Source organism: Rothia sp. HMSC069C04, from assembly GCF_001812895.1.
GTDB lineage: Bacteria > Actinomycetota > Actinomycetes > Actinomycetales > Micrococcaceae > Rothia.
Window position 1 is genome coordinate 26,428 of the sequence record NZ_KV810762.1, and the last position, 25,266, is coordinate 51,693.

The 25,266-nt window shown below is 60.9% G+C and carries 23 protein-coding genes; 20 read left to right on the top strand and 3 right to left on the bottom strand.

Annotated features, from left to right (window positions below; translation table 11 throughout):
* Positions 1 to 201: 201 nt before the first annotated feature.
* Positions 202 to 924, bottom strand: a complete 723-nt coding sequence (locus HMPREF2879_RS07685; protein WP_070543577.1) for a hypothetical protein — start codon at positions 922 to 924, stop codon at positions 202 to 204.
* Between the two features lie 323 nt (positions 925 to 1,247).
* On the opposite strand from HMPREF2879_RS07685, the gene pyrR reads away from it, so the two are divergent.
* From pyrR to rpsT, 19 genes are all read left to right on the top strand, one after another.
* Positions 1,248 to 1,916, top strand: coding sequence for a bifunctional pyr operon transcriptional regulator/uracil phosphoribosyltransferase PyrR (gene pyrR / locus HMPREF2879_RS07690; RefSeq protein ID WP_070635183.1), 669 nt, complete (start codon positions 1,248 to 1,250; stop codon positions 1,914 to 1,916).
* Positions 1,913 to 2,914, top strand: coding sequence for an aspartate carbamoyltransferase catalytic subunit (locus tag HMPREF2879_RS07695; RefSeq protein ID WP_070635184.1), 1,002 nt, complete (start codon positions 1,913 to 1,915; stop codon positions 2,912 to 2,914). The genes pyrR and HMPREF2879_RS07695 overlap by 4 nt, the downstream gene beginning before the upstream one ends.
* Before the next feature lie 30 nt (positions 2,915 to 2,944).
* Positions 2,945 to 4,246: a dihydroorotase gene (locus HMPREF2879_RS07700; RefSeq protein ID WP_070635185.1), complete on the top strand. Its 1,302-nt coding sequence runs from the start codon at positions 2,945 to 2,947 to the stop codon at positions 4,244 to 4,246.
* Between the two features lie 144 nt (positions 4,247 to 4,390).
* Positions 4,391 to 4,930, top strand: a complete 540-nt coding sequence (locus HMPREF2879_RS07705) for a PH-like domain-containing protein (RefSeq protein ID WP_005508722.1) — start codon at positions 4,391 to 4,393, stop codon at positions 4,928 to 4,930.
* 165 nt (positions 4,931 to 5,095) lie between these two features.
* Positions 5,096 to 6,283 (top strand): glutamine-hydrolyzing carbamoyl-phosphate synthase small subunit, encoded by a 1,188-nt coding sequence (gene carA / locus HMPREF2879_RS07710; RefSeq protein WP_049327218.1) that lies wholly within the window; start codon positions 5,096 to 5,098, stop codon positions 6,281 to 6,283.
* On the top strand, positions 6,284 to 9,604 hold the full coding sequence (gene carB, locus HMPREF2879_RS07715; RefSeq protein WP_070635186.1) for a carbamoyl-phosphate synthase large subunit: 3,321 nt from the start codon (positions 6,284 to 6,286) through the stop codon (positions 9,602 to 9,604).
* Entirely contained in the window at positions 9,604 to 10,479 is an 876-nt protein-coding gene (gene pyrF / locus HMPREF2879_RS07720) for an orotidine-5'-phosphate decarboxylase (RefSeq protein ID WP_049350069.1), read from the top strand. The genes carB and pyrF overlap by 1 nt, the downstream gene beginning before the upstream one ends.
* A gap of 409 nt (positions 10,480 to 10,888) precedes the next feature.
* Complete coding sequence (mihF, locus tag HMPREF2879_RS07725; RefSeq protein WP_005505949.1) at positions 10,889 to 11,269, top strand: integration host factor, actinobacterial type; 381 nt, start codon at positions 10,889 to 10,891, stop codon at positions 11,267 to 11,269.
* Positions 11,270 to 11,310: 41 nt separating this feature from the next.
* Positions 11,311 to 11,868 (top strand): guanylate kinase, encoded by a 558-nt coding sequence (gene gmk / locus HMPREF2879_RS07730; RefSeq protein WP_005505951.1) that lies wholly within the window; start codon positions 11,311 to 11,313, stop codon positions 11,866 to 11,868.
* Between the two features lie 267 nt (positions 11,869 to 12,135).
* Complete coding sequence (rpoZ, locus tag HMPREF2879_RS07735; protein WP_005508713.1) at positions 12,136 to 12,594, top strand: DNA-directed RNA polymerase subunit omega; 459 nt, start codon at positions 12,136 to 12,138, stop codon at positions 12,592 to 12,594.
* A 31-nt stretch (positions 12,595 to 12,625) separates the two neighbouring features.
* Positions 12,626 to 14,050 carry a bifunctional phosphopantothenoylcysteine decarboxylase/phosphopantothenate synthase gene (locus HMPREF2879_RS07740; protein ID WP_070635187.1) on the top strand — a complete coding sequence of 475 codons (1,425 nt, stop codon included), beginning with the start codon at positions 12,626 to 12,628 and terminating at the stop codon, positions 14,048 to 14,050.
* A gap of 328 nt (positions 14,051 to 14,378) precedes the next feature.
* Positions 14,379 to 15,293 carry an RNase adapter RapZ gene (gene rapZ, locus HMPREF2879_RS07745; protein WP_049341906.1) on the top strand — a complete coding sequence of 305 codons (915 nt, stop codon included), beginning with the start codon at positions 14,379 to 14,381 and terminating at the stop codon, positions 15,291 to 15,293.
* A 107-nt stretch (positions 15,294 to 15,400) separates the two neighbouring features.
* Positions 15,401 to 16,453 (top strand): gluconeogenesis factor YvcK family protein, encoded by a 1,053-nt coding sequence (yvcK, locus tag HMPREF2879_RS07750; protein WP_070635188.1) that lies wholly within the window; start codon positions 15,401 to 15,403, stop codon positions 16,451 to 16,453.
* Positions 16,454 to 16,561: 108 nt separating this feature from the next.
* Positions 16,562 to 17,527: a DNA-binding protein WhiA gene (gene whiA, locus HMPREF2879_RS07755; protein WP_005505961.1), complete on the top strand. Its 966-nt coding sequence runs from the start codon at positions 16,562 to 16,564 to the stop codon at positions 17,525 to 17,527.
* Positions 17,528 to 17,748: 221 nt separating this feature from the next.
* A complete protein-coding gene (locus HMPREF2879_RS07760; RefSeq protein WP_070635189.1) occupies positions 17,749 to 18,993 on the top strand; it encodes a ComEA family DNA-binding protein in 1,245 nt (414 codons plus the stop codon).
* 77 nt (positions 18,994 to 19,070) lie between these two features.
* The gene (locus HMPREF2879_RS07765; RefSeq protein WP_246822935.1) at positions 19,071 to 21,026 is read left to right on the top strand and encodes a ComEC/Rec2 family competence protein; all 1,956 of its coding nucleotides are present in this window, start codon (positions 19,071 to 19,073) and stop codon (positions 21,024 to 21,026) included.
* A 169-nt stretch (positions 21,027 to 21,195) separates the two neighbouring features.
* Positions 21,196 to 22,230: a DNA polymerase III subunit delta gene (holA, locus tag HMPREF2879_RS07770; RefSeq protein ID WP_070604306.1), complete on the top strand. Its 1,035-nt coding sequence runs from the start codon at positions 21,196 to 21,198 to the stop codon at positions 22,228 to 22,230.
* A 15-nt stretch (positions 22,231 to 22,245) separates the two neighbouring features.
* Positions 22,246 to 22,887, top strand: coding sequence for a type II toxin-antitoxin system PemK/MazF family toxin (locus HMPREF2879_RS07775; protein ID WP_070635191.1), 642 nt, complete (start codon positions 22,246 to 22,248; stop codon positions 22,885 to 22,887).
* A gap of 256 nt (positions 22,888 to 23,143) precedes the next feature.
* A complete protein-coding gene (gene rpsT, locus HMPREF2879_RS07780) occupies positions 23,144 to 23,407 on the top strand; it encodes a 30S ribosomal protein S20 (RefSeq protein WP_049349792.1) in 264 nt (87 codons plus the stop codon).
* 141 nt (positions 23,408 to 23,548) lie between these two features.
* Here rpsT and HMPREF2879_RS07785 read toward each other — a convergent pair whose 3' ends face one another.
* Positions 23,549 to 23,965: a site-specific integrase gene (locus tag HMPREF2879_RS07785; protein WP_141753033.1), complete on the bottom strand. Its 417-nt coding sequence runs from the start codon at positions 23,963 to 23,965 to the stop codon at positions 23,549 to 23,551.
* A gap of 130 nt (positions 23,966 to 24,095) precedes the next feature.
* Positions 24,096 to 24,662 (bottom strand): phage integrase central domain-containing protein, encoded by a 567-nt coding sequence (locus tag HMPREF2879_RS07790; RefSeq protein ID WP_070635193.1) that lies wholly within the window; start codon positions 24,660 to 24,662, stop codon positions 24,096 to 24,098.
* 121 nt (positions 24,663 to 24,783) lie between these two features.
* Between HMPREF2879_RS07790 and HMPREF2879_RS07795 the strand changes: the two genes are divergently transcribed.
* A complete protein-coding gene (locus HMPREF2879_RS07795) occupies positions 24,784 to 25,266 on the top strand; it encodes a Panacea domain-containing protein (protein ID WP_070635194.1) in 483 nt (160 codons plus the stop codon).

Sequence of the window (25,266 nt, forward strand, 5' to 3'; positions counted from 1 at the left end):
CGCGGCAATAGAACTACGGTTAAACATCATTGTTAGTTCTTTTCTGGTGTGTGGTTGTGCCGATAAAGACGGCTATGGAAATGGTGACTGTTGGAAGCACACCGGACAACGCGGGCGGGGGAGTGCCCCCTCTGCGGCGCTGAGCGCCTTGAGGACGGAGCCCCCGCCCTGCGTGTCCGGTATGCGCCTCGTTTAGTATCACTACTCGCTTTGAGCGGATGCGGTCGCCTCGCTCGTAGCGTCTGCTTCGTCTCCGCAACCGTAATGAAGGGTCTCAGATTTGACAACAACAAACGCATTATCTTCAGAACGGCGAAGAACAAAGACCCGTCGCGTTAGTTGAGGGTCCTTAAATTTCTTACCCTCAGCAGAGCGAACGTTACTCCAGTCTTCACAGAACGTGATGGTTGCGCCGGTGTTGTATGAGACAGAACCATCGTCGTGCATGGTTCCATAGGTGACTGGATCGATGTTATTGAAGGCAATTTCGCCCTTGATAGGACCGTGGTTTTCTTCTGTGAACTTTTGAATATTCTCCACTTCCTCCTTTGTGTCTTCCAGGAAGGATTTATCCACGTATCGGAGCAGCTCTTCATCACTCGTGTGCTCCAGGCTCCCATGCATCCATGCATTCCAAACACGTCGGTACTGTTCCAACGCATCGTATGCAGCCTTGAGGGTCGCATCTGCTGCTTCCTTCGACGGGTTATCCAGATCAACGTTCGCACGAATCAGCACGGGCTCATAACCCGTCGGAGTGGGCGAAGGAGTGGGAGTTGCAGAAGCTTCCGCGCTTGCCGACTCAGCGCTCGCGGAGGTGGAAGCGCTCGATTCTGCGCTGACCTGCGCACCACCGGAACAAGCGGACAGGGTGAGCATCATTGCCGCAGAAAGCGCGGCAATAGAACTACGGTTAAACATCATTGTTGGTTCTTTTCTGGTGTGTGGTTGTGTAAACCGCCGAATTATCCACGCAACAACGTGTGGAATTCAGCGGAATGTTATCGGTTGATGCCATTACCCTAACATATATCCACAGAGCACACACCCCGGCTCACTATTTGTCCATATTGTCGAGATCCTGCTTGTTGCAGCGCAGATAAGGGATGCGGTACGTGCCTCATCGCTGTCTCCTCCTCACCGTGAGCGGTCTCTCGCCGAACCTGAACGTAGCCTGTGAACTGTGGTACCCTACTAGAAGCACAAAACCTTTAAATCCGTCCCGTGAGGCGGGGAAGGAGACGGCTATGCCTGGGTCAGCTGTACCCACATCCGGCGCGAATCAGGGGCGAAATCTAACCGCAGCCCCCCATTCGGCAACCCCTCAAAACGCCTCCGAGGACGCGACCACCGTCGGCCGCACCATCCTCAGCGAGGACGAAATCCGCCGCGCCCTCACCCGCATCGCCTACGAAATTATTGAAACCAATAAAGGCGTAGAAAACCTCGTACTCATCGGCATCCGCTCCCGCGGCGTGCCCCTCGCCGTACGACTCGCAGCCCGCATCCAAGCCATCGAGCCGAACTTCAACGCAGAAACACGAATCGGCGCCCTGGACATCACCGCCTACCGCGACGACCAGCGAACCGGCGGCACCACCTCCCCAGACACCGCAGGGGAAAGCATCATGCCCACCATCGGCATTGAAGGCAAAACCGTAGTCCTCGTTGACGACGTCCTCTACTCCGGCCGCACCGTACGCGCCGCCCTCGACGCACTCAACGCCCACGGACGACCCGCCCTCGTACGCCTGGCAGTCCTCGTAGACCGCGGACACCGGCAACTACCCATCCGCGCCGACCACGTGGGCAAAAACCTGCCCACCAGCGCCAGCGAAACCGTGCGCGTCGTACTGACTGAAACCGACAACGCAACAGACCGAGTTGACATTATCCAGCTGGGAGGGCTCTCATGAAGCATCTGCTCGACACCCGCGAACTAACCCGCGAAGAAGCCATCGAAATCCTTGACGTCGCCGACTACATGGCGCAGGTCAAAGCCGAAAACCGCACCCTCAACGTGCTCAACGGCAAGACCGTCGTCAACCTCTTCTTCGAGGACTCCACCCGAACCCGCCTCTCCTTCGAAGCCGCAGAGAAGCGCCTGGGCGCCGCCGTCACCAACTTCTCCGCATCTGGCTCCTCCGTGTCTAAGGGCGAGTCGCTCAAGGATACCGCGCAGACCCTCAAGGCCATCGGCGCGGACGCCTTCGTGATTCGCCACTCCGCATCCGGCGCACCGCAGCGCCTGGCCGAGGCCGGCTGGACCGACATTCCCGTGCTCAACGCGGGCGACGGCACCCACGCGCACCCCACCCAGGCCCTGCTCGACGCCGTGTCCCTGCGCCAGTACAAGGCGGAACGCGACGGCCTCGACAGCCCCCGCGGCACCGACCTGTCCGGCATGCGTGTGCTCATCGTCGGCGACATCCTGCACTCGCGTGTGGCACGCTCCAACCTCTGGTTGCTGACCACCCTCGGCGCGCAGGTCGTCTTCGTCGCACCGCCGACCCTGCTGCCGCTGAACACCGCCTCCTGGGTTGAAGAAGCCGGCCTGGAAATCTTCCACGACTTCGACGAAGCCATCGCCACCAACCCCGACGCCGTCATGCTGCTGCGCATCCAGAAGGAACGCATGAACGCCGCGTACTTCCCCTCCGCAGAGGAGTACACCGACCTGTGGGGCCTGACCGCCGAACGCTTCGCAACCCTGCAGACACAGCCGCAGCCGGTCGCAATCCTGCACCCGGGCCCCATGAACCGCGGCCTGGAAATCTGCACCGAAGCCGCCGACGCCACCAACTCCTGGGTCCTGCGCCAGGTCAGCAACGGCGTGGCGCTGCGCATGGCGGTGCTCTACCTGCTTCTGACCGACGGCTCCAGCGCCAAGCTCTACGCCGGCGACGAATCCTAAACGACCTTCCTAACGAGAGGAACCAACACCATGAGCAAGTACCTGATCAAGGGCGCAAGCCTCTACGGCGAAAAGGTCGCCGACATCCTCATCGAGGACGGCGTGATTAGCCGCATCGCCGAGAACATTGACGCCGCGGATGCACAGGTCGTCGAGGCGGCAGGCCAGGTAGCGCTGCCCGGCCTGGTGGACATCCACACCCACCTGCGTCAGCCCGGCTACGAGGCATCCGAAACCGTCGAGACCGGCACCCGCGCAGCAGCCCTGGGCGGCTACACCGCAGTGTTCGCCATGGCAAACTCCATGCCCGTGGCAGACACCGCCGCAGTGGTTGAGCAGGTTGACCGCCTCGGCAAGGAATCCGCATGGTGCCGCGTGCAGCCCATCGGCGCAGTAACCGTGGGTCTGAAGGGCGAGCGCCTCTCCGACATTGGCGGCATGGCGAACTCCACCGCGAACGTGCGCGTGTTCTCTGACGACGGCATGTGCGTGTACGACCCCGCCGTGATGCGCCGCGCCCTCGAATACGTCAAGACCTTCGACGGCGTTATTGCGCAGCACGCGCAGGAGCCGCGCCTGACCGAAGGCGCCCAGATGAACGAAGGTAAGGTGTCCGCTGACCTCGGCCTGGCCGGTTGGCCCGCCGTCGCTGAAGAGGCAATCATTGCCCGCGACGTGCTGCTGGCTGAGCACCTGGACTCCAAGCTGCACATCTGCCACCTGTCCACCAAGGGCTCCATTGAGGTTGTGCGCTGGGCTAAGTCCCGCGGCGTGAAGGTGACCGCGGAGGCAACCCCGCACCACCTGCTGCTCACCGACGAGACCGCACGCACCTACGACCCGATCTTCAAGGTGAACCCGCCGCTGCGCACCGAAGAGGACGTCATGGCGCTGCGTCAGGCTGTTGCTGACGGCATCATCGACGTGATCGGTACCGACCACGCACCGCACCCGGCAGAGACCAAGGAATGCGAGTGGGCGTGCGCCGCGAACGGTATGACCGGCCTGGAGCAGGCACTGTCCATCATCCAGATGACCCTGGTTGACACCGGCATGATTACCTGGCGCGATGTGGCACGCATCCTCTCCGAGGAGCCCGCGAAGATTGGTCGCCTGGACCACGAGCAGGGCCGCCCGCTTGCCGAAGGTGAACCGGCAAACATTGTGCTGGTCGACCCGAAGGCAACCCGCGTGATTAAGCCGGAGGAGCAGGCTACCAAGGGTAAGAACAACCCCTACCGCGACATGGAGGTGCCCGGCTCGATCCGTGCAACCTTCTACGCTGGCCACCCGACCGTGCTGAACGGCGAGCTGGCAACCCCGCGTCGCTAAACCCGCGAGGCGAATGTACGTGGTGACCGTGCCTGGCGGTGGTAGGTTCACGCCTGCCACCGCCTTGCCGGGAGCACCGCCCCCAACCTCACCAACCCAGGCCGAGATTATCGACCGAGACCCCAACCGAAAGAGAGAACCTTCGTGGGAAAGTTCCTGACCGCCGTCATCTGCATCGCCCTGGTCGCCCTGTGCATCTACGGCATGTGGCACGGATGGCGCTCGCGCCTGGCACGCCAGGCGAACATGTTCGGCTCCCTCAAGGAAGTTCCCGAACGCTACGAGGGCATGACCGCTGACGCCGCTTTCGAGGGCGAGTACGTCAGCACCACGATCTTCGGTAACTGGCTGGACCGCGTGGGTTTCGATTCGCTCGGCTTCAAGAGCAAGTCCACCCTGCTGATTTACCCGGACAGCATCATCTTCACCCGTAACGGCGCGAAGGACCTGTGGATTCCGGCGAAGAAGCTCGCAGTCATCACCACCGACCGTGGTATGGCGGGCAAGGTTGTGGAGAAGAACGGCCTGGTCGTGATTGGTTGGACCCTGGACGGTCACCGTGTGCAGACTGGCTTCCGCACCCGCTACGCCGAGGACAAGCAGGCGGTACTGCGGGAGCTGCGTCGCATCGCCCCGAACGCTGTGGATGCGCCCGAGAAGTGGGCGGCAGAACCGGAAGCCTAAAACCCGGCGCAATATCGCGGTGCAATATCACTGCGCACCCACACCCATAGATTTTGCCTGAGGTCAGGCGAACACCCGCCGAAGGCACCATAGACTACCCCGGAACCTGCACGGTAGAGGCCGTACAGGAAGCGGGGGAGAACACCAGAGAAAAGGAAGAAGAGCATGACTGACATGACACGATCCGGCGCCCTGCGTACGGACCGCGCGCTGCTCGTCCTGGAGGACGGCACCGTCTACCGCGGCTACGGCTACGGCGCAACCGGCGCGTCCCTGGGCGAGGCGGTTTTCTCGACCGGTATGACCGGCTACCAGGAAACCCTGACCGACCCCTCCTACGCGGGTCAGATTGTGGTTCAGACCGCTCCCCATATCGGCAACACCGGCGTGAACACCACCGACGCTGAGTCCCGCAAGATTTGGGTTGCCGGCTACGTGGTTCGCGACGCAGCACGTGTGGCATCCAACTGGCGTTCTGAGCGCACCCTCGACGAAGAGCTCATCGAGCAGGGCATCGTCGGTATTCAGGGCATTGACACTCGCGCCCTGACCCGCCGCCTGCGTTCGAGCGGTTCGATGCGTGCGGGCGTGTTCTCCGGTGAGCACGCAGAACGCCCCGAAGCTGAACTGCTGGAGGAGGTGCGCGCCTCCGAGCCGATGGCAGGCCGTAAGCTCGCTGACTCCGTTTCGGTTGACACCGCCTACACCGTTGAGCCGCACCAGTTCAACTGGTTCGCACCCCCGGTTGCAACCATTGTCGCCCTGGACCTGGGCATTAAGTCGATGACCCCGCAGCGTTTCGCTGAGCGTGGCGTGCGCGTGCACGTGCTACCCGCAAGCGCAACCCTCGAGGACATCTACTCCCACAACCCCGACGGCGTGTTCTTCTCCAACGGCCCCGGTGACCCGGCAACCGCTGACGAGCAGGTTGAGCTGCTGCAGGGCGTGCTGCGTAAGGGCACCCCGTTCTTCGGCATCTGCTTCGGTAACCAGCTGCTCGGCCGCGCCCTGGGCTTCGGCACCTACAAGCTGCCCTTCGGCCACCGCGGCATCAACCAGCCGGTCATGGACAAGACCACCGGCAAGGTTGAAATCACCGCACAGAACCACGGCTTCGCTGTGGACGCGCCGATTGGCGACTACGTGACTGCACCGAACGCCGAGTTCGGTCAGGTCATGGTCTCCCACGTGGGTCTGAACGACAACGTGGTTGAGGGCCTGACCTGTAAGGACATCCCCGCGTTCTCCGTGCAGTACCACCCCGAGGCTGCTGCGGGCCCGCACGATTCCGCCTACCTCTTTGACCGTTTCATCGACCTGATGGTCGCAACCAAGACTGCAAAGGAAGCATAAATGCCTCGTCGTACTGACCTTAATAGCGTCCTCGTCATCGGTTCCGGCCCCATCGTCATCGGTCAGGCAGCGGAATTTGACTACTCCGGCACTCAGGCGCTGCGCGTGCTGAAGGAGGAGGGCGTGCGCGTCATCCTCGTGAACTCGAACCCGGCAACCATCATGACCGACCCCGAGTTCGCGGACGCCACCTACATTGAACCCATCACCCCCGAGGTGATTGAGAAGATTATCGAGAAGGAAAAGCCGGACGCAATCCTGCCGACCCTGGGTGGTCAGACCGCGCTGAACGCGGCTATCTCCCTGGATGAGCGCGGCGTGCTCGCCAAGTACAATGTTGAGCTGATCGGCGCGAACATTGAGGCGATTAACCTCGGTGAGGACCGTGAGGCATTCAAGGGCGTGGTGGAGCGCGCCGGCGGCGAGTCGGCCCGCTCGGTGATTGTTCACTCCATGCCGGAGGCGCTGGAAGCCGCTAAGGAGCTGGGCTACCCGATGGTGGTCCGCCCCTCCTTCACCATGGGTGGTCTCGGCTCTGGTATGGCGTACAACGAGGAAGACCTCTACCGTATTGCCGGTGCCGGTATTCAGTACTCGCCGACCAGCGAGGTCCTGCTGGAGGAGTCCATCCTCGGCTGGAAGGAATACGAGCTGGAGATGATGCGTGACACCAACGACAACGTCGTGGTCGTCTGCTCCATCGAAAACTTCGACCCCGTGGGCGTGCACACCGGTGACTCCATCACCGTGGCACCCGCACTGACTCTGACCGACCGTGAGTTCCAGAAGCTGCGCGACATCGCGATCAACGTGATTCGTGAGGTTGGCGTGGACACCGGTGGTTGTAACATCCAGTTCGCGATTGACCCGAAGACCGGCCGCATCATCGTCATTGAGATGAACCCGCGCGTGTCTCGTTCCTCGGCGCTCGCGTCGAAGGCTACCGGCTTCCCGATTGCGAAGATTGCGACCAAGCTGTCCTTGGGTTACACCCTGGATGAGATTCCGAACGATATCACCCAGAAGACCCCGGCGTCCTTCGAACCGACCCTCGACTACGTGGTTGTGAAGGTTCCGCGCTTCGCGTTTGAGAAGTTCCCGGCTGCTGACCCGACCCTGACCACCACCATGAAGAGTGTTGGCGAGGCTATGGCTCTGGGCCGTAACTTCACTGAGGCTCTGCAGAAGGCGATGCGTTCGCTGGAGCAGAAGGGCGCGTCCTTCTCGTTCAAGCCGCTGTCCCTGTCTGAGGCTGAGCTGGCTGAGCTGATTGAGAAGACTAAGGTTCCGACCACTCAGCGTATTTACCAGGTTCAGCAGGCTCTGCTGGCCGGTGCTACCGTGGAGCAGCTGCACGAGGCTACCAAGATTGACCCGTGGTTCCTGGATCAGCTGGTGCTGCTGAATGAGGTTGCCGGCGTGGTTCACGCTAAGCGTGACAACCTTGACCCGGAGACTTTGAAGCTGGCTAAGCGTCACGGTTTCTCGGACGCTCAGATTGCTGAGATTATCGGCTCTTCTGAGGATGTTGTGCGCGGTGTTCGCCACGCTCTGGGTATCCGCCCGGTCTTCAAGACTGTTGACACCTGTGCAGCCGAGTTTGAGGCGTTCACTCCGTACCACTACTCCTCCTACGACCTGGAGGATGAGGTTGCGCACCACGAGAAGCCCTCGATTATGATTCTGGGTTCGGGCCCGAACCGTATCGGTCAGGGTATTGAGTTTGACTACTCCTGTGTGCACGCTTCGCTGGTGCTGCGCTCGCTCGGTTACGAGACCGTCATGGTCAACTGCAACCCTGAGACTGTTTCGACTGACTACGATATTTCGACTCGCCTGTACTTTGAGCCGCTGACCCTTGAGGACGTGCTCGAGATCGTTGAGTCGGAGCGTCGTACCGGCGGCCTGAAGGGCGTGTTCGTGCAGCTCGGTGGCCAGACCCCGCTGAAGCTGGCTCGTGCCCTGAAGGATGCGGGCGTGCCGATTCTGGGCACCACCCCCGAGGCCATCGACCTGGCCGAGGACCGCGGCGAGTTCTCCCGCGTGCTGGAGGAGGGCGGCCTGATTTCGCCCAAGAACGGCACCGCGTTCACCTTCGAGGGCGCTAAGCGCATCGCCGACGAAATCGGTTACCCGGTTCTGGTTCGCCCCTCGTACGTGCTGGGCGGCCGCGGCATGGAAATCGTCTACGATGAGGCGAACCTGGCCCGCTACCTGGAGAACGCTACCGAGGTTTCGCCTTCGCAGCCTGCTCTGATTGATAAGTTCCTTGAGGACGCTATCGAGATTGACGTTGACGCCCTGTTCGACGGCGAGGAGCTGTACTTGGGCGGCGTCATGGAGCACATTGAGGAAGCCGGTATTCACTCGGGTGACTCCTCCTGTACTCTGCCTCCGATTACTCTCGGCCCGGACATCATCGCGAAGGTGAAGGACGCTACCGAGAAGATTGCTCGCGGCACCGGTGTGCGCGGCCTGATTAACATTCAGTTCGCGTACGTGTCTGAGAACCTGTACGTGATTGAGGCGAACCCGCGTGCGTCCCGTACCGTTCCGTTCGTGTCGAAGGCTACCGGCGTGCAGATGGCTAAGGCTGCTGTGCTGATTGGTCTGGGCAAGAGCATTGCTGAGCTGAAGGCTGAGGGTTACCTGCCGTCGAACATGGATGGCGCATCTCTGCCGGAGGAGACCGCGATTGCTGTGAAGGCTGCGGTTCTGCCGTTCGCTCGTTTCCGCACCCCCGAGGGTGTTGTGGTGGATTCGCTGCTGAGCCCGGAGATGCGTTCGACCGGTGAGGTCATGGGTCTGGATAAGCACTATGACACCGCGTTCGCTAAGGCTCAGGCTGGCGCCGGTTCGCCGCTGCCGACCTCCGGTAAGGTGTTCATTTCGGTGGCTAACCACGATAAGCGTAACGTCATTATTTACGCGAAGATGCTGGAGTCGCTGGGCTTTGAGATTGTTTCGACCGGTGGTACCGCTGAGGTTCTGCGTCGTAACGGCCTGAACTCGGTGATTGTGGCTTCGAAGTTCGCTGAGGCGAATGGCGACCACTCGATTGTGGACATGGTCCGCAACGGTGACATTGACCTGATTCTGAACACCCCTGCCGGTGGTGCTGCTCGTAGCGATGGTTACGAGATTCGTGCTGCTGCTGTTTCGGTGGGCTGCCCGGTCATGACCACCATTTCTGAGTTCGCTGCGGCTGTTCAGGCGATTAATGCTCTGCGTGAGCACAGCTGGGACATCATGAGCCTGCAGGAGCACGGCGTTCAGCTGGCTGCCGCTGTGGATGCTCGTTCTGAGGGTGGCGAGGCGTAATGTCCGCTGCTTTTGGTGATCGTCTGGCGAAGGCGATGGCGGAGCGCGGCCCGCTGTGTGTGGGTATTGACCCGCATCCGAACCTGCTGGAGCAGTGGGGTCTTGAGGATTCTGCTGCCGGTCTGGCTGTTTTTACTGAGGCGGTCTATGAGGGTTGCGCCCCGTTTGCGGCGGCGTTGAAGCCTCAGGTGGCGTTGTTTGAGCGTCACGGTTCGGCTGGTCTTGCTGTGCTGGAGGCGCTGTTTGCCCGCGCTGCCGCTGATGGTGTGCTGATTGTTGCTGACGCTAAGCGCGGCGATATTGGTTCGACCATGAAGGCGTACGCGGATGCGTGGCTCGGCTCGTCTTCGCCGCTGGGTACCGATTCGGTGACTTTGAGCCCGTATCTGGGCTTTGAGTCGCTGCGTCCGGCGCTGGATTTGGCTGATGAGAATGACCGCGGCACGTTCGTGTTGGCGTTGACCTCGAACCCTGAGGGTAAGAGCGTTCAGCACGTGGGCGCGTCGGAGTCTGGTCATTCTGGCGAGTCTGGGGGCGCTGTGGCTAAGCGTATTATCGCTGCGGCTACCGCTGAGAATGCTTCCCGCCAGTGGGAGCAGATGGGCCCGTGCGGTCTGGTGGTTGGCGCGACTGTTGGTCAGGCGCTGGTTGATTTGGGTATTGACCTGAGCGTGTTCAACGGCCCGATTCTGTCGCCGGGTTATGGTGCGCAGGGCGCTTCGGCGGCTGATCTGTACCGCGTGTTTGCGGGCGTTGAGTCGCAGGTGTTGGTGAATTCCAGCCGTGGCGTACTGGCTGCTGGCCCGTCGGTTGAGGGTTTGGCTCAGGCTGCGCAGGCGGCTCGTGATGACCTGTTGGCGGCTCGCGGCGCATAGTTCGCGTGTTGTGTGAGAGGGGCGTGTGCTCCGGGTGGATTCTGTTGAGGATCTGCTCGGGGTGTGCGCCCCTTTTGCGTACCTCCTGTGTGCGCCTGTTTTATCGCAATTTTTGGGTACATCCGCATGCATAATTTTGCCACTGCCCGCTCGCGCCGATGCGAGTTTGCTCACCTCTGTAGTGGGGGAGTGCGCCTGCTCTTTGAGGTGCGTGCGTGGTTCCACTTTTGATAGGGCGAATACTCCGCTATGCTATAGGGGTACTCCCTGATATTTACGTGCTGACGTGCGTAGACGCATTGTTGGTGCGAGGGTGAGTGCCGCGGGTGGAACGAGGATTCTCGTGTCATCCGTGTTACATTAGTTGATAAGTAAAATTCTATAACTCGCAGAAATGGGGGACCCAACCATGCCGCTGACTCCGCTAACTGAGGATGCGCGCGCCTCCGCCCGCGAGAAGGCAGTACTTGCCCGAGCACACCGCCAGGAAATTAAGCGTGCACTGAGTGACCGTGAACTTTCCGTGCGTCAGGTGCTCGATATGGTCGATTCCGACCCTGCACTGGCTAAAATGCCGGTGGGGCAGATGCTGCGCGCACTTCCGGGCATTGGTGCCGTTCGAGCTGAACGCATCATTGAAGAACTTCATATTGCACCGACTCGCCGCCTTGGCGGCCTGGGTGTACACCAGCGTCGCAAGATGGTGGAGTACTTCAACCGTAATTCGCGGTATTTGAACCGTGCACGTCGCAGGACTAATACTCTGCCTCCTGAATCTTCTCAGTCCTAACACATCGTGCCTTCAGCCGATGAAGGCACAGTAAGGAAGCTATGTCTCAGCCGACTCTCACCGTACTGGCTGGCCCCACTGCTGTTGGCAAGGGTACGGTGTGCCAGTACATTCGTGAGAACTACCCGAACGTGTGGTTCTCTGTTTCCGCTACCACTCGTGATCCTCGCCCCGGTGAGGTTGACGGTACTCACTACTATTTCGTTTCGATGGAAGAGTTTGACCAGATGATTGCTGACGGTCAGATGCTTGAGTACGCTGTGGTGCACGGTAAGAACAAGTACGGTACTCCGCGCGCTAAGGTTCAGGAGGCTCTGGACGCTGGCCGCCCGGTGATTCTTGAGATTGACCTGCAGGGTGCTCGCCAGATTCGCGAGACCATGCCTGATGCTCGCCTGATTTTCTTGGCTCCTCCGAGCTGGGATGAGCTGGTGTCGCGTCTGGTGGGTCGAGGTACCGAGAGTGAGCAGGAGCAAGCTCGTCGCCTTGAAACCGCGAAGGTTGAGTTGGCTGCTGAGAAGGAATTTGACGTCACGGTCGTCAACGACTCTGTTGAGCGTGCAGCGAAGGAGATTGCTGAGCTGATTGGCGCCGCCTAATCTGCATGCTTTGCGTTTGCGGTGGGGCTAGAGTTTCTTCCGACCTGTAGTTCTGCCGTGAGGCGTTGTGAAAGGTGGGGGTTTCGAAGAGTTTTCTTCGGGCCCCCACCTTTTTATATAGGCTGGTACGTGCGTTTTAGCCGTTGAGAGGGTAGAATAGTTCTTTAGTTTTGACCGTGCCCTCAGTGTGCCCGGTTTGCGCCATAGCGCGAACGGTGTGCGGGGGCGTTCGGTACGTACATTCCATCAAGCTATTTGGAGTTTTTAGTGGCAAACGAAATCAAGGAACACGAGGACTACAACTTCGTTGACGGTGTCGCTCCCGAGGGCATCGTGAGCCCCAGCGCTGACGCGCTGATTGAGAAGGCGGAGTCCAAGTACGGCCTGGTGATTTTCGGTGCCCGCCGTGCACGCCAGATTAACGCGTACTACGCTAACCTGCAGGACAATACTGCTGCGCACGTTGGCCCGCTGGTTGACGCTGAGTCGAACGAGAAGTCCCTGTCGGTAGCAATGCGTGAAATCATTGCTGACCGTGTTGTGGCGGAGCACCGCCCGGACGCTAAGTTCGATGAGGACGGTTACCCGGTTCCCGAGGATCTGTCCGCTGTGATCGATTTCAGCGCGGCTGAGTTTTCTGGCGCTATCGAGGAGGAGTATATCCCCGCAGGTAGCGAAGAGGTTATTGCTATCGAAGAGGTTATCCTCGACGAGTCCGCTGAGTAATCTGCTTTTTACAAGGATTCTTTGACGTACCATGCGCATTATCGTTGGTATTGGAGGGGGCATTGCCGCGTATAAGGCGGCGATGCTCCTTCGTCTTTTTGCGAAGAACGGCGACGAGGTGATCGCCATGCCCACCCCGAACGCGACGAAGTTCGTGGGTGTTCCCACTCTGGAGGCGCTGAGCGGCAACCCCGTCTCAACGGACGTGTTTGACCGCGTGCCGGAGGTGAACCACGTGCGTCAGGCCGAGCAGGCTGACGCTGTGGTGATTGCACCGGCGACCGCTGATTTGCTGGCTCGTTTGGCGGCTGGTCGTGCGGATGATCTGCTGTCCTCTACGGTGTTGACGACGCATGCCCCGGTGATTTTGGCGCCGGCGATGCACACCCAGATGTGGGAGCATCCGGCGACTCAGGCGAATGTGCAGACGCTGCGTTCGTGGGGTTATCACGTGATTGAGCCTGCGATTGGGCGTTTGACGGGCCCGGATTCTGGTCCGGGTCGCATGCCTGAGCCGGAGGATATTTTCGCGGTGGCGCTGGATGTGATTGCCCGCTTCCCGAAGGGTCAGGTGCACCCGGTGTACACGCCCGGTTACGCGCCGACTGAGCCCCTGTACACGGGCACGGAGCAGGAGCGTATGGCGGCGGCGCGTGCGGCGACGCTGACTTCGGCGCTGCTGGGTCAGGGTGATTCGGGCCAGGATGAACCCAGCCAGGCAACTGGCGCATCCGAATCGCTGCGTGGTCCTCTGGCCGGTCGCCTCGTGGTCATTACCGCTGGCGGCACCCGTGAGGCGCTGGACCCGGTCCGATTCCTCGGCAACCGTTCGACCGGCAAGCAGGGTGTGGCGCTCGCGGAGGCGGCACGCGACCTGGGCGCGACCGTGCACCTGATCGGTGCGAACCTTGAGGTTCCCGCGCCGGAGGGTGTGCAGGTGACCCGCGTAGTGAGCGCCCTGGAGCTGCGTGAGGCAACCCTTGGGGTGAGCGCGGCGGCGGATGTGCTGATCATGTCTGCGGCGGTGGCTGATTTTAGGCCCGCCGAGTTTGCCGAGTTCAAGATTAAGAAGAGCGCCGATTCTGAGGATGCGCCGGTGATTCAGCTGGTACGCAACCCGGATATTCTGCGTGAGGTCGTGGTGCGCCGCCAGCAGGCTCGTGAGGCGGGGGAGAGCCCCCTCGGTCCGAAGCTTATTGTTGGTTTTGCGGCGGAGACCGGTTCGGCGGAGAAGACTCCGTTGGAGCTGGGTCGTGAGAAGCTGCAGCGTAAGGGCACGGATTTCTTGGCGGTCAATACGGTGGGTGTGAATCGTGGTTTCGGCACGGACGATAACACGATTACGTTGCTGTCGACCCTGAATGATGAGGCGCCGGTGTTCTCCGGTTCGAAGAAGGAGCTGTCGGTGCGTCTGCTGGAGCATGTGGCGGCTTTCCTGCCTGAACTTTCTGCCTGAGTTTTCTACATAAGGCAACCTGGCGTATCCGCGTAAAGTATTCGGAGCGTTTATAGTGTGGAGCCCGTGCGGTACTTCCTGTGGGAGGTATCGTGCGGGCTTTGCTGTACCCGCTGGGAGGCTGCCAGCGCCTCCATCTACTCATCCTTTGGAGAGCATTATGCGCAAGCACTTGTGATGCGGGTTTCTTTCTTCTGGGGTTCCGCCGGGGGGAGCGGCGTATATTTCTGTCATGCTGGTGAAATTTCTGACCGTACCCCCGAACCGTCAGATAAAGGTCTTGTATCATGGCATAGAGAGTATTTCGCGTTGAAGGGGAAGAAGCACCATGCCCGAGAACCAGAGCAAGCCCGCCACGGTACAGTCCGCCCAGAGTGAGGCGCGCCCTCAGATTCTGGTGATCACCGGTATTTCCGGTGCAGGCCGCAGCACTGTCGCAAATGTGTTGGAGGATGAGGGCTGGTACGTTATCGATAACATCCCGCCGCAGATGCTCGGTTCCCTGGCTGAGCTGGTGACCCGCGACGGTGCACGAGTTCCGAAGGTGGCGCTCGGCATTGACGTTCGCGCCCGCGCACTGTTCTCCGATCTTCCCGCTGCGATTGAGACTCTGCGCAAGTCCGATATTGACTTCTCCATGCTCTTCCTTGACGCCAAGGACGAAACCATTATTGCCCGCTACGAGGCTCAGCGCCGCCCGCACCCGCTGCAGGGTGAGGGCCGCGTCCTCGACGGTATCCGCGCTGAACGCACTCTCTTTGAAGGTCTGCGCCTCGCTTCTGACCGCACCATTGACACCACCGGCATGAATGTTCACGAGCTGGCTCGTACCGTGCGTGAAATGTTTGCTGAGGGTGCGGATAAGAAGCTGAACCTGACCGTGATGAGCTTCGGCTTCAAGTACGGTGCGCCTTCGGACGCTAACTACATGGCTGATATGCGTTTCATCCCGAACCCGCACTGGGTTCCGGAGCTGCGCCCCCTGACCGGTCAGGACGCCCCGGTGCGCGACTACGTGCTGGAGCACGCAGGCACCGAGGAGTTCATCAGCAACTATCTTGCGGCTCTTCGCCCCGTGCTTGAGGGCTACCGCCGTGAGGGCAAGTACTACGCCACCATCGCAATTGGCTGCACCGGTGGTAAGCACCGTTCCGTGGCTGTGACGGAGGAACTGGCTCGTCGTCTCTCTGCTTTCGGTGAGCTGAACGTGAATGTTCAGCACCGTGACAAGGGCCGCGAGTAAGTTCCACCCGGCGCGTCCCAACCACCGCGTCGTGTTTCATTAGCCGCCGTCCGGCCCCGCACCCGTGGGCCGGCATACCATTCCTTCCGGGTATGTGAGGTATTACTATGTCCACCCATTCGACCAGTTATGACACTCAGGGTATTCCGCGCCTGCCGGCTCTGCCGACTCAGGCGTTGCGCCTGTTGAAGACCACGCACCGTTCGCCGAAGGTCACGGCGATGGGCGGCGGTCACGGGCTGTATGGTTCCCTGTCTGCGTTGCGCCACGTCACGCCTGATTTGACGGCTGTTGTGACGGTTGCTGACGATGGCGGTTCGTCGGGTCGTTTACGTGAGGAGATGGGTATTCTCCCTCCGGGGGACTTGCGTATGGCGCTTTCTGCGCTGTGTGATGACACCGATTGGGGTCGCACGTGGCGTGATGTGATGCAGCATCGTTTTAGCGCGCCGGAGGGTTACGAGGGCGAGTTCCCGCTGGACTATCACGCGCTCGGTAACCTGCTGATTGCTACTCTCTGGCAGCTGCTGGATGATCCGGTTGCCGGTCTGGACTGGGCTGGTGCGCTGCTGAATGCGCGCGGCCGCGTGCTGCCGATGGCGCTGGACCCGATGGTCATTTACGGTACCGTGTTGCGTGAGCATAACGGCGGCGGTATTGAGCGCGTGAAGGTGACCGGTCAGGTGAACCTCTCTAAGGAGGAGCGCGTTCACGATATCGGTCTGACCCCTGAGAATGCTCGCCCCTGCCCGGAGGCGCTCTCCGCTATTGAGGAATCCGACTGGATTGTTTTGGGTCCGGGTTCGTGGCGTACTTCGGTTCTGCCGCATCTGCTGCTGGACGCTCAGCGTGAGGCGATTATTCGCACGGAGGCGCGCCGCTGCGTGGTCATGAACCTCTCCGACGATAAGGAGACGGTCGGCTTCACCCCGGCGACTCACCTGGATTTGCTGCGCCAGTACGCCCCGAAGCTGCACCTCGACGCAGTGATTGCTGACGCCGACATGCAGGCGGACCACCGTTCCGAGCTGGAGCGTGAGGCTTCTGCGATGGGTGCGAAGGTTGTGTGGGCGCATCTGCGTTCGAGCTCCCAGCCGAATGTGCACGACCCGCTGAAGCTTGCGGCTGCGTATAACGAAGCGTTTGAGCTGAGCTCCTAGGTTTACTGGCTTGGGTTTGCTGCTCAAGTGCGTTGCTTGAGCTGGCTGTTATGTGCGCCCTTTTTCCTGATTTTTAGACTTAAACACTACGCCTAGAAGGACCTGTTCATGGCATTAACCACGCTCGTCAAGGACGAACTCGCCAACTACGAGGCAACGAAAGTCTCTGCTCGTAAGGCAGAAATCTCTACGATTCTGCGTTTTACCGGAGGCCTGCACATTGTCTCGGGGCGAATCGTGGTGGAGTCTGAGGTCGACCACGAGGCAACCGCCCACCGCATGCGCCGCACCATCGCGGAGATTTACGGCCACGACTCTGAGCTGACCAGCGTCAGCGGTGGTGGCCTGCGTCGAGGCGGCCGCTACATTGTGCGTGTGGATCACGGCGGTGAGGCGCTGGCTCGCCAGACCGGTCTACTGGATCTGCGTGGCCGCCCGGTGCGTGGCCTGCCGCCGGCTGTGGTGAACGGCTCCCTGCAGGACGCCGAGGCGGTCATGCGCGGTGCGTTCCTGGCGCACGGTTCGCTGACTGAGCCGGGTCGTTCCTCCTCACTGGAGATTACCTGCCCCGGTCCGGAGGCTGCGCTTGCGCTGGTGGGTGCGGCTCGTCGCCTGGACATTATTGCGAAGGCACGCGAGGTGCGCGGCACCGACCGTGTGGTGGTGCGTGACGGCGAGACGATTTCGCAGCTGCTGGAGCGTATGGGCGCGACCGGCACCCTGACCACGTGGCGTGAGGCGCGCACCCGCAAGGAAGTTCGTGCGACTGCGAACCGTCTGGCGAATTTTGATGATGCGAACCTGCGCCGTAGCGCTCAGGCGGCTGTTGCGGCGAGCGCCCGCGTGGAGCGTGCCCTGCAGATTCTGGGCCATGAGGCGCCGGATCATCTGCGCTATGCCGGTGAGCTGCGTGTGCTGCATAAGCATGCGTCGTTGGATGAGCTGGGTCGTCTGGCTGATCCGCCGATGACGAAGGACGCGATTGCGGGCCGTATTCGTCGCCTGCTGGTGATGGCTGATAAGCGTGCTTCGGAGCTGGGTGTTCCGGGTACTGAGCTTCCGCGCGAGGACTAAGCGAGGGCTAGATTCTGCTCTTAAACGGTGCGGGAAGCTCGTGTGGCTGAGGTGTTTGTGACGGTTTTGTGACAAACCATAACCCGCTGTTTTTGAACAAAAACCGCATATTTTTCAAAAATGAGCCTGTGGATGGCCCCTTTCGCGTTGTGCGAGGGGAGTTATCCACAGGTTCTTTGCGTGCGCTCGTGCGTTCGCGCGCGTGAGCCTAGGGTAGGGGTATGACGAGCATGACCCCCAACCACGAGCAGAACCACCTGCAGAACCCGAACACTGCACAAGACAACGCGCCCCAGCAGGGCGGCGCGCAGCGTAGCGCCCGCTCCCTGATGAACAGCCTCTACCGTAGCCCGCGCGCCCGCAAGAACGGTGCGCCAGATGCCGAGGACACCGTGCCGCTGGCTATCGCCGCTGAGATAACGCCCGCGGAGGTAGCTGCCGAAGAAGCTGAGGCACCGCAGCCTGAATTTTCGCTGCCTAATTCTTCTCAGCCCGGCACCGCACAGCCCAGGGCGAGCCAGCCCGTACCTACCGGCGACCCTGTACCTACCAGCAAGCCCACGGCATCCCAGCCGGAGTCGAATGGTTGGGCTGACTGGGATCAGCAGCCCGATTGGAACGAGGTGGACGACTGGGCGGAGTGGGAGCAGGCCGATCAGCCCGGCACCACCCGCAGTGCCCGTTGGGGCTTGTCGCCGCGCGTGCTGCTTCTGGTGGCGGTGTTGGCGTTGGTTGCCGTGGTGTGGGGTGTGACCCAGTTTTCGGCGGCGCCGCGTGCCGAGCAGGTCGCCTCCCCGGGCGCTTCTGCCGAGTCGGTGCAGGCGGTGGGTGCCCAGCAGAGCCCCGGCGCCCAGTCCGCTGCTCAATCTACTGCCCAGCCGGGCGCTCATCCGAGTGAATCCGCGCAGGGTGGCGCCTCCGGTGAGGCTACCGTGCGGGTACACGTGGCGGGTGCCGTGAACAACCCCGGCGTGTACACGCTGCCCGCGCAGGGTCGTGCCGTGGATGCGATTGCCGCCGCCTCCGGTGCCGCAGCGGATGCTGACCTGGACCGCGTGAACCTTGCCGGTGCGCTCAGTGACGGGGTGCAGATTTATGTGCCGCATCGTGGTGAGACGGCTGCTCCGGCGCAGATTCAGCCCAACGGTGGCACGGCGAATGCGGGTCAGGGTAACGCGGCGAATGGTGCATCGCAGAACGGCGCTTCGCAGGGTGGCACTCAGCCTCATCCTGCACGCACGCTAACTCCTGCAGGCAGCGCGCAGAAGGGCTCAACCCCGGTGAACATTAACACCGCCACCGCTGAGGAGCTACAGACCCTGCCGCGTATTGGTCCGGCAATGGCTCAGCGCATTATTGCCTGGCGTGAGGCGCACGGCGGTTTCCATAGCGTGGATGAGTTGGATGCGGTGCCCGGCATTGGTCCGTCGATGCTGGAGAATCTGCGTCCGCTGGTGACGGTCTAATGCACCGGAAGAACCGCCGCCAGAACCGCAGGCCGAACCGCTTGCAGGCAGGGGAGCGGGAACTCTTTCCCGGTTCCTTGTGCCTCACCCGGCGCCTCACCCGGTCTGCGGCTACGGCGTATGACTGTGCCCGCTACCGCTGGAGCATCGGCGCTGAAAAATGGCGTACCCGCCGTGATGAGCAGGAGCTGCGCGCCCAGGGAAGCCTCATTCACCTGGACTTTCGCCTGAGTTTTACGGTGCTGGCGCTGTGGGCTTTTACCGCGGCGGCGCTGACTGTGGGAACGTGGCGGGTGGTGCATCCGCTGGCGTGTGTGCTCATTGCTCTGCTGGGGTGCCTGGCGATTCTGCTGTTCTTTCCGCCGCGTGCGGTGATGCCCTACAGCCTGCTCTTTCGCACGACCGGTCAGCTGGTTTTTCTGGCGTGTATTGTCACGGTTCAGGCGGTGCTTTTGTGCGCTACGGGGGTGGATGCATCCCGCGCCACGCTGCAGCAGGCGCAGGGTGCCTCGCTTCGTCTGAATGGCACGGTGGAGCAGGTTCGCCGCGTGGATCCGCGAACTACTCTGGTGGTTATTAAGCTGGAGGAAATTCAGGGGCGGAGCGTGCGTGCGCTGGTGAATGAGCGGGTGCGCGTGTATCGGCGTGACGGTTCAGCAAAGAGTACCGCGCAGCGTCTAGAGGCACGTTCGGCGGCGAGTTCGGCGACTCAACAACAGGGGAGCGGCACCGTGCGCTCGCAGGCGATTTATCCAGGCATGAAGGTGACCGCCCTCGGCACGGTGGAGTTCAACGGCGCCACGGCGAAGCTGAGCGGCGCGACTATTTTTCCCGCGCCCGCCTACGGTGCCGGATCGAACGCTACCAACCGGACGGCGGCGGAACCGTACCTGTCCACGCTCAAAGAGCAGCTACGCACCCGCGCCCTGGACACTCTCGGCACGGAGTCGGCGGCGCTAGTTTTGGGCACTGCCTACGGGGATGATTCGCTGATGAGTTCCACCGCGCGGGAGGAGTATAAGCTCAGCGGGCTCAGCCATATTACGGCGGTGTCCGGGGCGAATATTGCCATTGTGTTTTTGGGTGCGTACCGGCTGGTGTTGGCGGTTCGTCCGTACCGTTTCGCCAGCGCATACCTGCTGTTCTGTTCCTGGATGCAGCGGTTGCGGGGGAGAGGCGCGGCTCATTCTCGCCGCCCTGCCCACCCTCAACAACCTACCCCGCCAAACACCTACACCCTGCCGCCGCTCGTGCACCGGTTGAGCACCCTCGCCATTCCGCACCGCGTCATGGTGCTGTGCGGGGTTGCGGCGGTGCTCGCCTACGCCATGCTGCTGGACTCTGAAGGTTCGGTGATTCGTTCCCTCGCCATGGGTCTGCTCGGTGCGTACGCGATGCTGTGCGGTTCGGGTCGCCAGTCCCTAGCGGCTTTGCAGACTACGGTGCTGATGTGTCTGCTTGCCGCCCCGCACCTCGCCGTGGACATGGGGTTCGCCCTGTCGGTGACGGCAACCTCGGCGCTGATTCTGTTGGGTCCTCCGCTGATTCGTCTGCTCATGCGCCTCATGCCGGTGTTCTGCGCGGAAATGCTCGCCGCGCCGATCGTGGCGTCCCTGTGGTGCACCCCGCTGATTTTGGCAATGAGCGGTAAAGTGCCGCTCTACTCGGTTCCGGCGAATCTGCTTGCCGCTCCTTTGGCGCCGTTGAGTATGCTCGCTGGGCTGGCGGCGCTCGGATTTATGCTCCTGGGTCTGCCCACTGCAGCGGATATGTGCCTGCGTGCCGGTGGTCTTGCCGCGCAGGGCATCGAGTGGGCGGCGCACACTGCCGCACACGCGCCGGGTAACCCGTGGGAGCCCGGTTCGAGCGTGCCCGCGGTGGTGTGTAGTGCCCTCTGCGTGCTGGCGTTGAGCATTGCTCTGTGGTGGGTGGATGCGCGCCGCTACCGTGCGGTTACGCACCGGCAGTATTTGCGGGTGGTGCAGCCGACTGCGCCCTCCTATCAGCGCTCCCATCAGCCCGCCCGTTCCTAACCGACTAACTGCGGGCATCTAACCCTGACCGACTACCCCTAACCACCGCTAGGAGGCATCCGAGAAGAAAACGCTATGATGGATACTCGAGACTCTACCCGCGCAGCACCCCCGTGCGCATCGGGGTCGAGTTCAGCCCGTACCCTGCAGATAAAGGCGAGTGATAAGCGTGTCCGAGCGTAAGCGTTCAACCCAGCGTGGTGGTTCCCGAGGCTACGCCCGCCGAGGCGGCCCCGCCCTCGACACCGCGTGGCGTACCGTCACCCCGGCACCCGCCGTCATGCTCTACGGCCCGGAGGAGTACTTTGCTTCCCGCGCTGCGGCACGCCTGCGTGAGCTGTTCCGTAGCATCCACCCGGAGGTGGACCGCGTTCAGATTAACGCCGCCACCTACACGGCGGGGGAGCTGATCCTGCACGCTTCGCCCTCCCTGTTCGGTTCGGCAAAGATCATTGAGGTTGAGAACCTCGCCTCCATGAGCGACGAGTTTTTGACCGATACGCTCGCCTACCTGAACGCCCCCGAGCCCGACATCATGCTCATTCTGAACCACTCGGGCGGTAACCGCGGCAAGAAGCTCATCGACCTGGTGCGCTCCCAGTTCGTGCTCATTAACTGCAAGGCGCTCAAGACCGACCGGGAAAAGAGCGAGTTCTTGGCGGGGGAGTTCGCAGCAGCTCAGCGCCCCATTACCGGCGGCGCCCTGGCGTTGCTGACTGCCGCCGCCTCCGACACTGCTGAGCTTGCCGCCGCATGCCAGCAGCTGCTCTCAGACGTACCCGGCGAAATCACTGAGGAGGCGGTGAACCGCTACTACGGCGGCCGCACCGAAGTCACCGCGTTCCGTGTGAGTGACGCCGCGATTTCCGGTAACGCCCCGGAGGCTCTGCGTCTGCTCCGCCACTCCCTTGCCACCGGCACGGAGCCGATTCCGATGCTGGGCGCGCTCGCCATGCGTATCCGCAATATTGCGCGCGTACACCACGTGCGTATGAGCGCTAACGAACTGGCGCGTGAGGTGGGCATGTCACCGTGGCAGGTTGAGCAGGCTCAGCGTGACGGCCGCCGTTTTACCGGCGCCCAGTTGGCGCATATTGTGCAGCTTTTGGCTGATGCGGACGCCCAGCTGAAGGGCGAGTCGCAGGACGCGGTGTATGCGGTGGAGCAGGCTGTTTTGGCGATTGCTCTACCTCCGCGCCTGTAGTGCATAATAGAGCCCATGCTCGAAATTCTGAAGAAAATTTTCTTTGCCCTGCTGCCCTTCCTGCAGAAGGCGGCAGAGGATGCCCTCAACGACGCTACTGCGTCTAAGGGCGGCTCCGAGTCCTCCCAGAAGAGTGAATCCCGCAAGGATGAATCTCGTCAGCGTGAGGCTCGTACCTCCGGCTCTTCGGCGCCTAAGCCGAGCGCCCCGAAGCCTTCCGCTTCGACTCATTCGGCAAGCACCGCCTCCGCTTCTGCGGGTTCGGATTACCCGGGCGATTACCGCGACATGATTAACTTTGAGTACTCGCCCTCCCTGGATGGCGACGCTGACCCGGGTGAAATCGTGTGGACGTGGGTTCCCTTCGAGGAGGACCACTCGCAGGGTAAGGACCGCCCGGTGATCCTGGTGGGTCGTGACGGTGAGTACCTGCTGGCGCTGATGATGACCAGCAAGGACCACAATAACCGTGAGCACGCTGATTCGAACTACCTTGATATTGGTTCGGGTCAGTGGGATCCGCAGGGCCGCGCCTCTGAGGTGAAGCTGAACCGTGTGATTCGTGTTCGCCCGGATGCGATGCGCCGTGAGGGCGCGATTATGCCGGAGGATACGTTCCGCCTGATTGAGCGTGCGTGGGCTCGCCGTAACGGCTAGCATCCTGTGCTTTACGCCGGGAACCTGTTTGGGCGACCGGCGTTAGATGTGGAAGATGCGTGTAGCGGTTTTCACAGTATTTTTCTCTCCGCGAGGGTCTGTCGTGGAGGCTGTTCATCTGGTATTATGTGTGGTTGAGTGTCCGATGGTCATCGGGCACTGCTGGCCGGTTGCCATAGGCATCCCCACGCCGCTCAGTCGATGATCGGCCAGCGTCGCCCTCACCGACCAATAAGACAAAACAGAAAGTTTAATTGTGGCTAACATTAAGTCTCAGAAGAAGCGTATCCTCACCAACGAGAAGGCTCGCCTGCGCAACAACATTGTAAAGTCCGAGCTGAAGACCGCGACCCGCAAGGTCAAGGCTGCTGTTGAGGCACAGAACAAGGAAGCTGCTGTTGAGGCTCTGCGTTTTGTGAACCGTAAGCTGGACAAGGCTGTTTCCAAGGGTGTTCTGCACAAGAAGACCGCTGCAAACAAGAAGTCCGGTCTTGCTGCGCTGGTAAACAAGGCTTTCTAAAACTTGCGGGGTACCTAAGTACCTCTCTGGTTTAAGGGCAGAGACCCCCTGTGTTCCCCCTCCTCTAAGGGGAACGCAGGGGGTTTCTTTGTACCCAAAATAGGCGATGTGTCCACAATGAGGGTACCTTCAAACAAAACATTATGGACTGAGTACCTCCAAAATGGCAGTAGAATCAGGCGCCACAGGGTCATGAGCCACATAATGCTTCGCCAAAATAGCCTCCGTATTACCCAGCTGCGCAGCACCCGCACTCACACCACTCTCACGCACCAGCAACGTAGCAACCGTCTTCCGTAGCGCATGCGGGCGAACCCACTCAATACCGCTACCCTTCAAAGCCCTATCCCACTGTCCAGCAATATTCACGCGATCCCTATAACCTCCATGCGCAGGGTGGGGGAGCACGGGACCACTCAGAGACCCCCAATCACCTCCTGCGTGGCGACGCAGCGCCTCAATCAAGAACTCGGGGAGCCACACAGCCAGATCCTGTGCGTGCTTGAGGTGCTCCTGCCTGTACACCCGACCGGAATCACGGATAACTGTCCCAGTCACATGCCACACCACGCCGCTCCAAACCCTCCCAGCACATGCCCAGCGCCTCACCAATACGCGCGCCGGTAACTAGAAGAATCTCCACCAGTACATCCAACCCCATAGGTGCACCAGTAAAGCACGCACGCAGCTACTGCACCTGCTCCATGCTCAACACCTGCACAGGCTTCTTCACCGGGTTGATGCCCTTCGTAGCCTTTGCAGGATTCCGGGAGATAGCATCGTGACGGATAGCAGTATCGAAAACCTGCCCCAGAAGCGACCGCACCACCTTTAACGTGGGCGCACCGGTACTCTTGGCTGCCTCAGACAGGTGAGCCTGAATCAGCGAGGGGGTACACTCAAGCAGGCGCAGAGCCCCAAACCAGGGGAGTAGATGCTTATCGAGCAGAATCTGGTACCTGCTGATAGTGTCCGAGGGGTGTTCCCGCTCCGCATTCCACTCATCCCACCACACACGCACCGCATTAGCCACCGTGGAATGCGGGCTCAGCACCGTACCCGACGCAGTAAGAATCACCGCAGCATACTCACGCAGAGCAATCTCCGCATGAGTACGAGTCGAAGCAGTCCTGCGCAAACGGCGACGCACCCCGTCAAGCCCCCTATAGTAGGTAGACGCTTGCCACGTACCAGCCTTAGTGTTGGTGAGAGTGATGGTGCCGTGGGTGCCGAACGGAAGGCGCTCGCATGGCATGGTTTCTCCTCTCAGAAATGGTTGTGTATTTGCTCTCTTAGCACCGTGTCTGGGCACAGAGTGGGGGAAGATGAATATAAAATGTAGGTACACTGACCACAAGAACCCTAGAGGAGTGCACATGTCGTATCCAGCTTTCGCAGTGGCGAATACCCTTATCGAAAGGTCGAAGATGACCGGCAAGTCGCTTACCCCTTTGAAGTTGCAGAAGGTTATGTATTTCTTGACCTCTGAGTATGCAAAGGAGACCGGCGGTGAGAACCTCATGCTGGATAATTTCCAAGCGTGGGCGTATGGTCCTGTCGTTCCGGCAATTTACCAGGAGTTCAAGCCGTTTCGTGCTAACCCGATTACTGACTACGCGACTGATAGCCAGGGTTATATCCTCAAGGTGACGGTTGCAGAAAATCCTGCTTTTGAGCGAACTCTGAACCGCGTATGGGACGCAACGGTTGGGAAGACCCCGAGTCAGCTTGTGACTATCTCTCATGCAGAAGGCTCTGCATGGTCTCAAACTTGGAATGATGAAGCCGGGGAAGGTGACCCGATCCCGTTCGCAGCAATCAAGAACGATTCCACGTATAAGAAATACTTGGGACTGTAA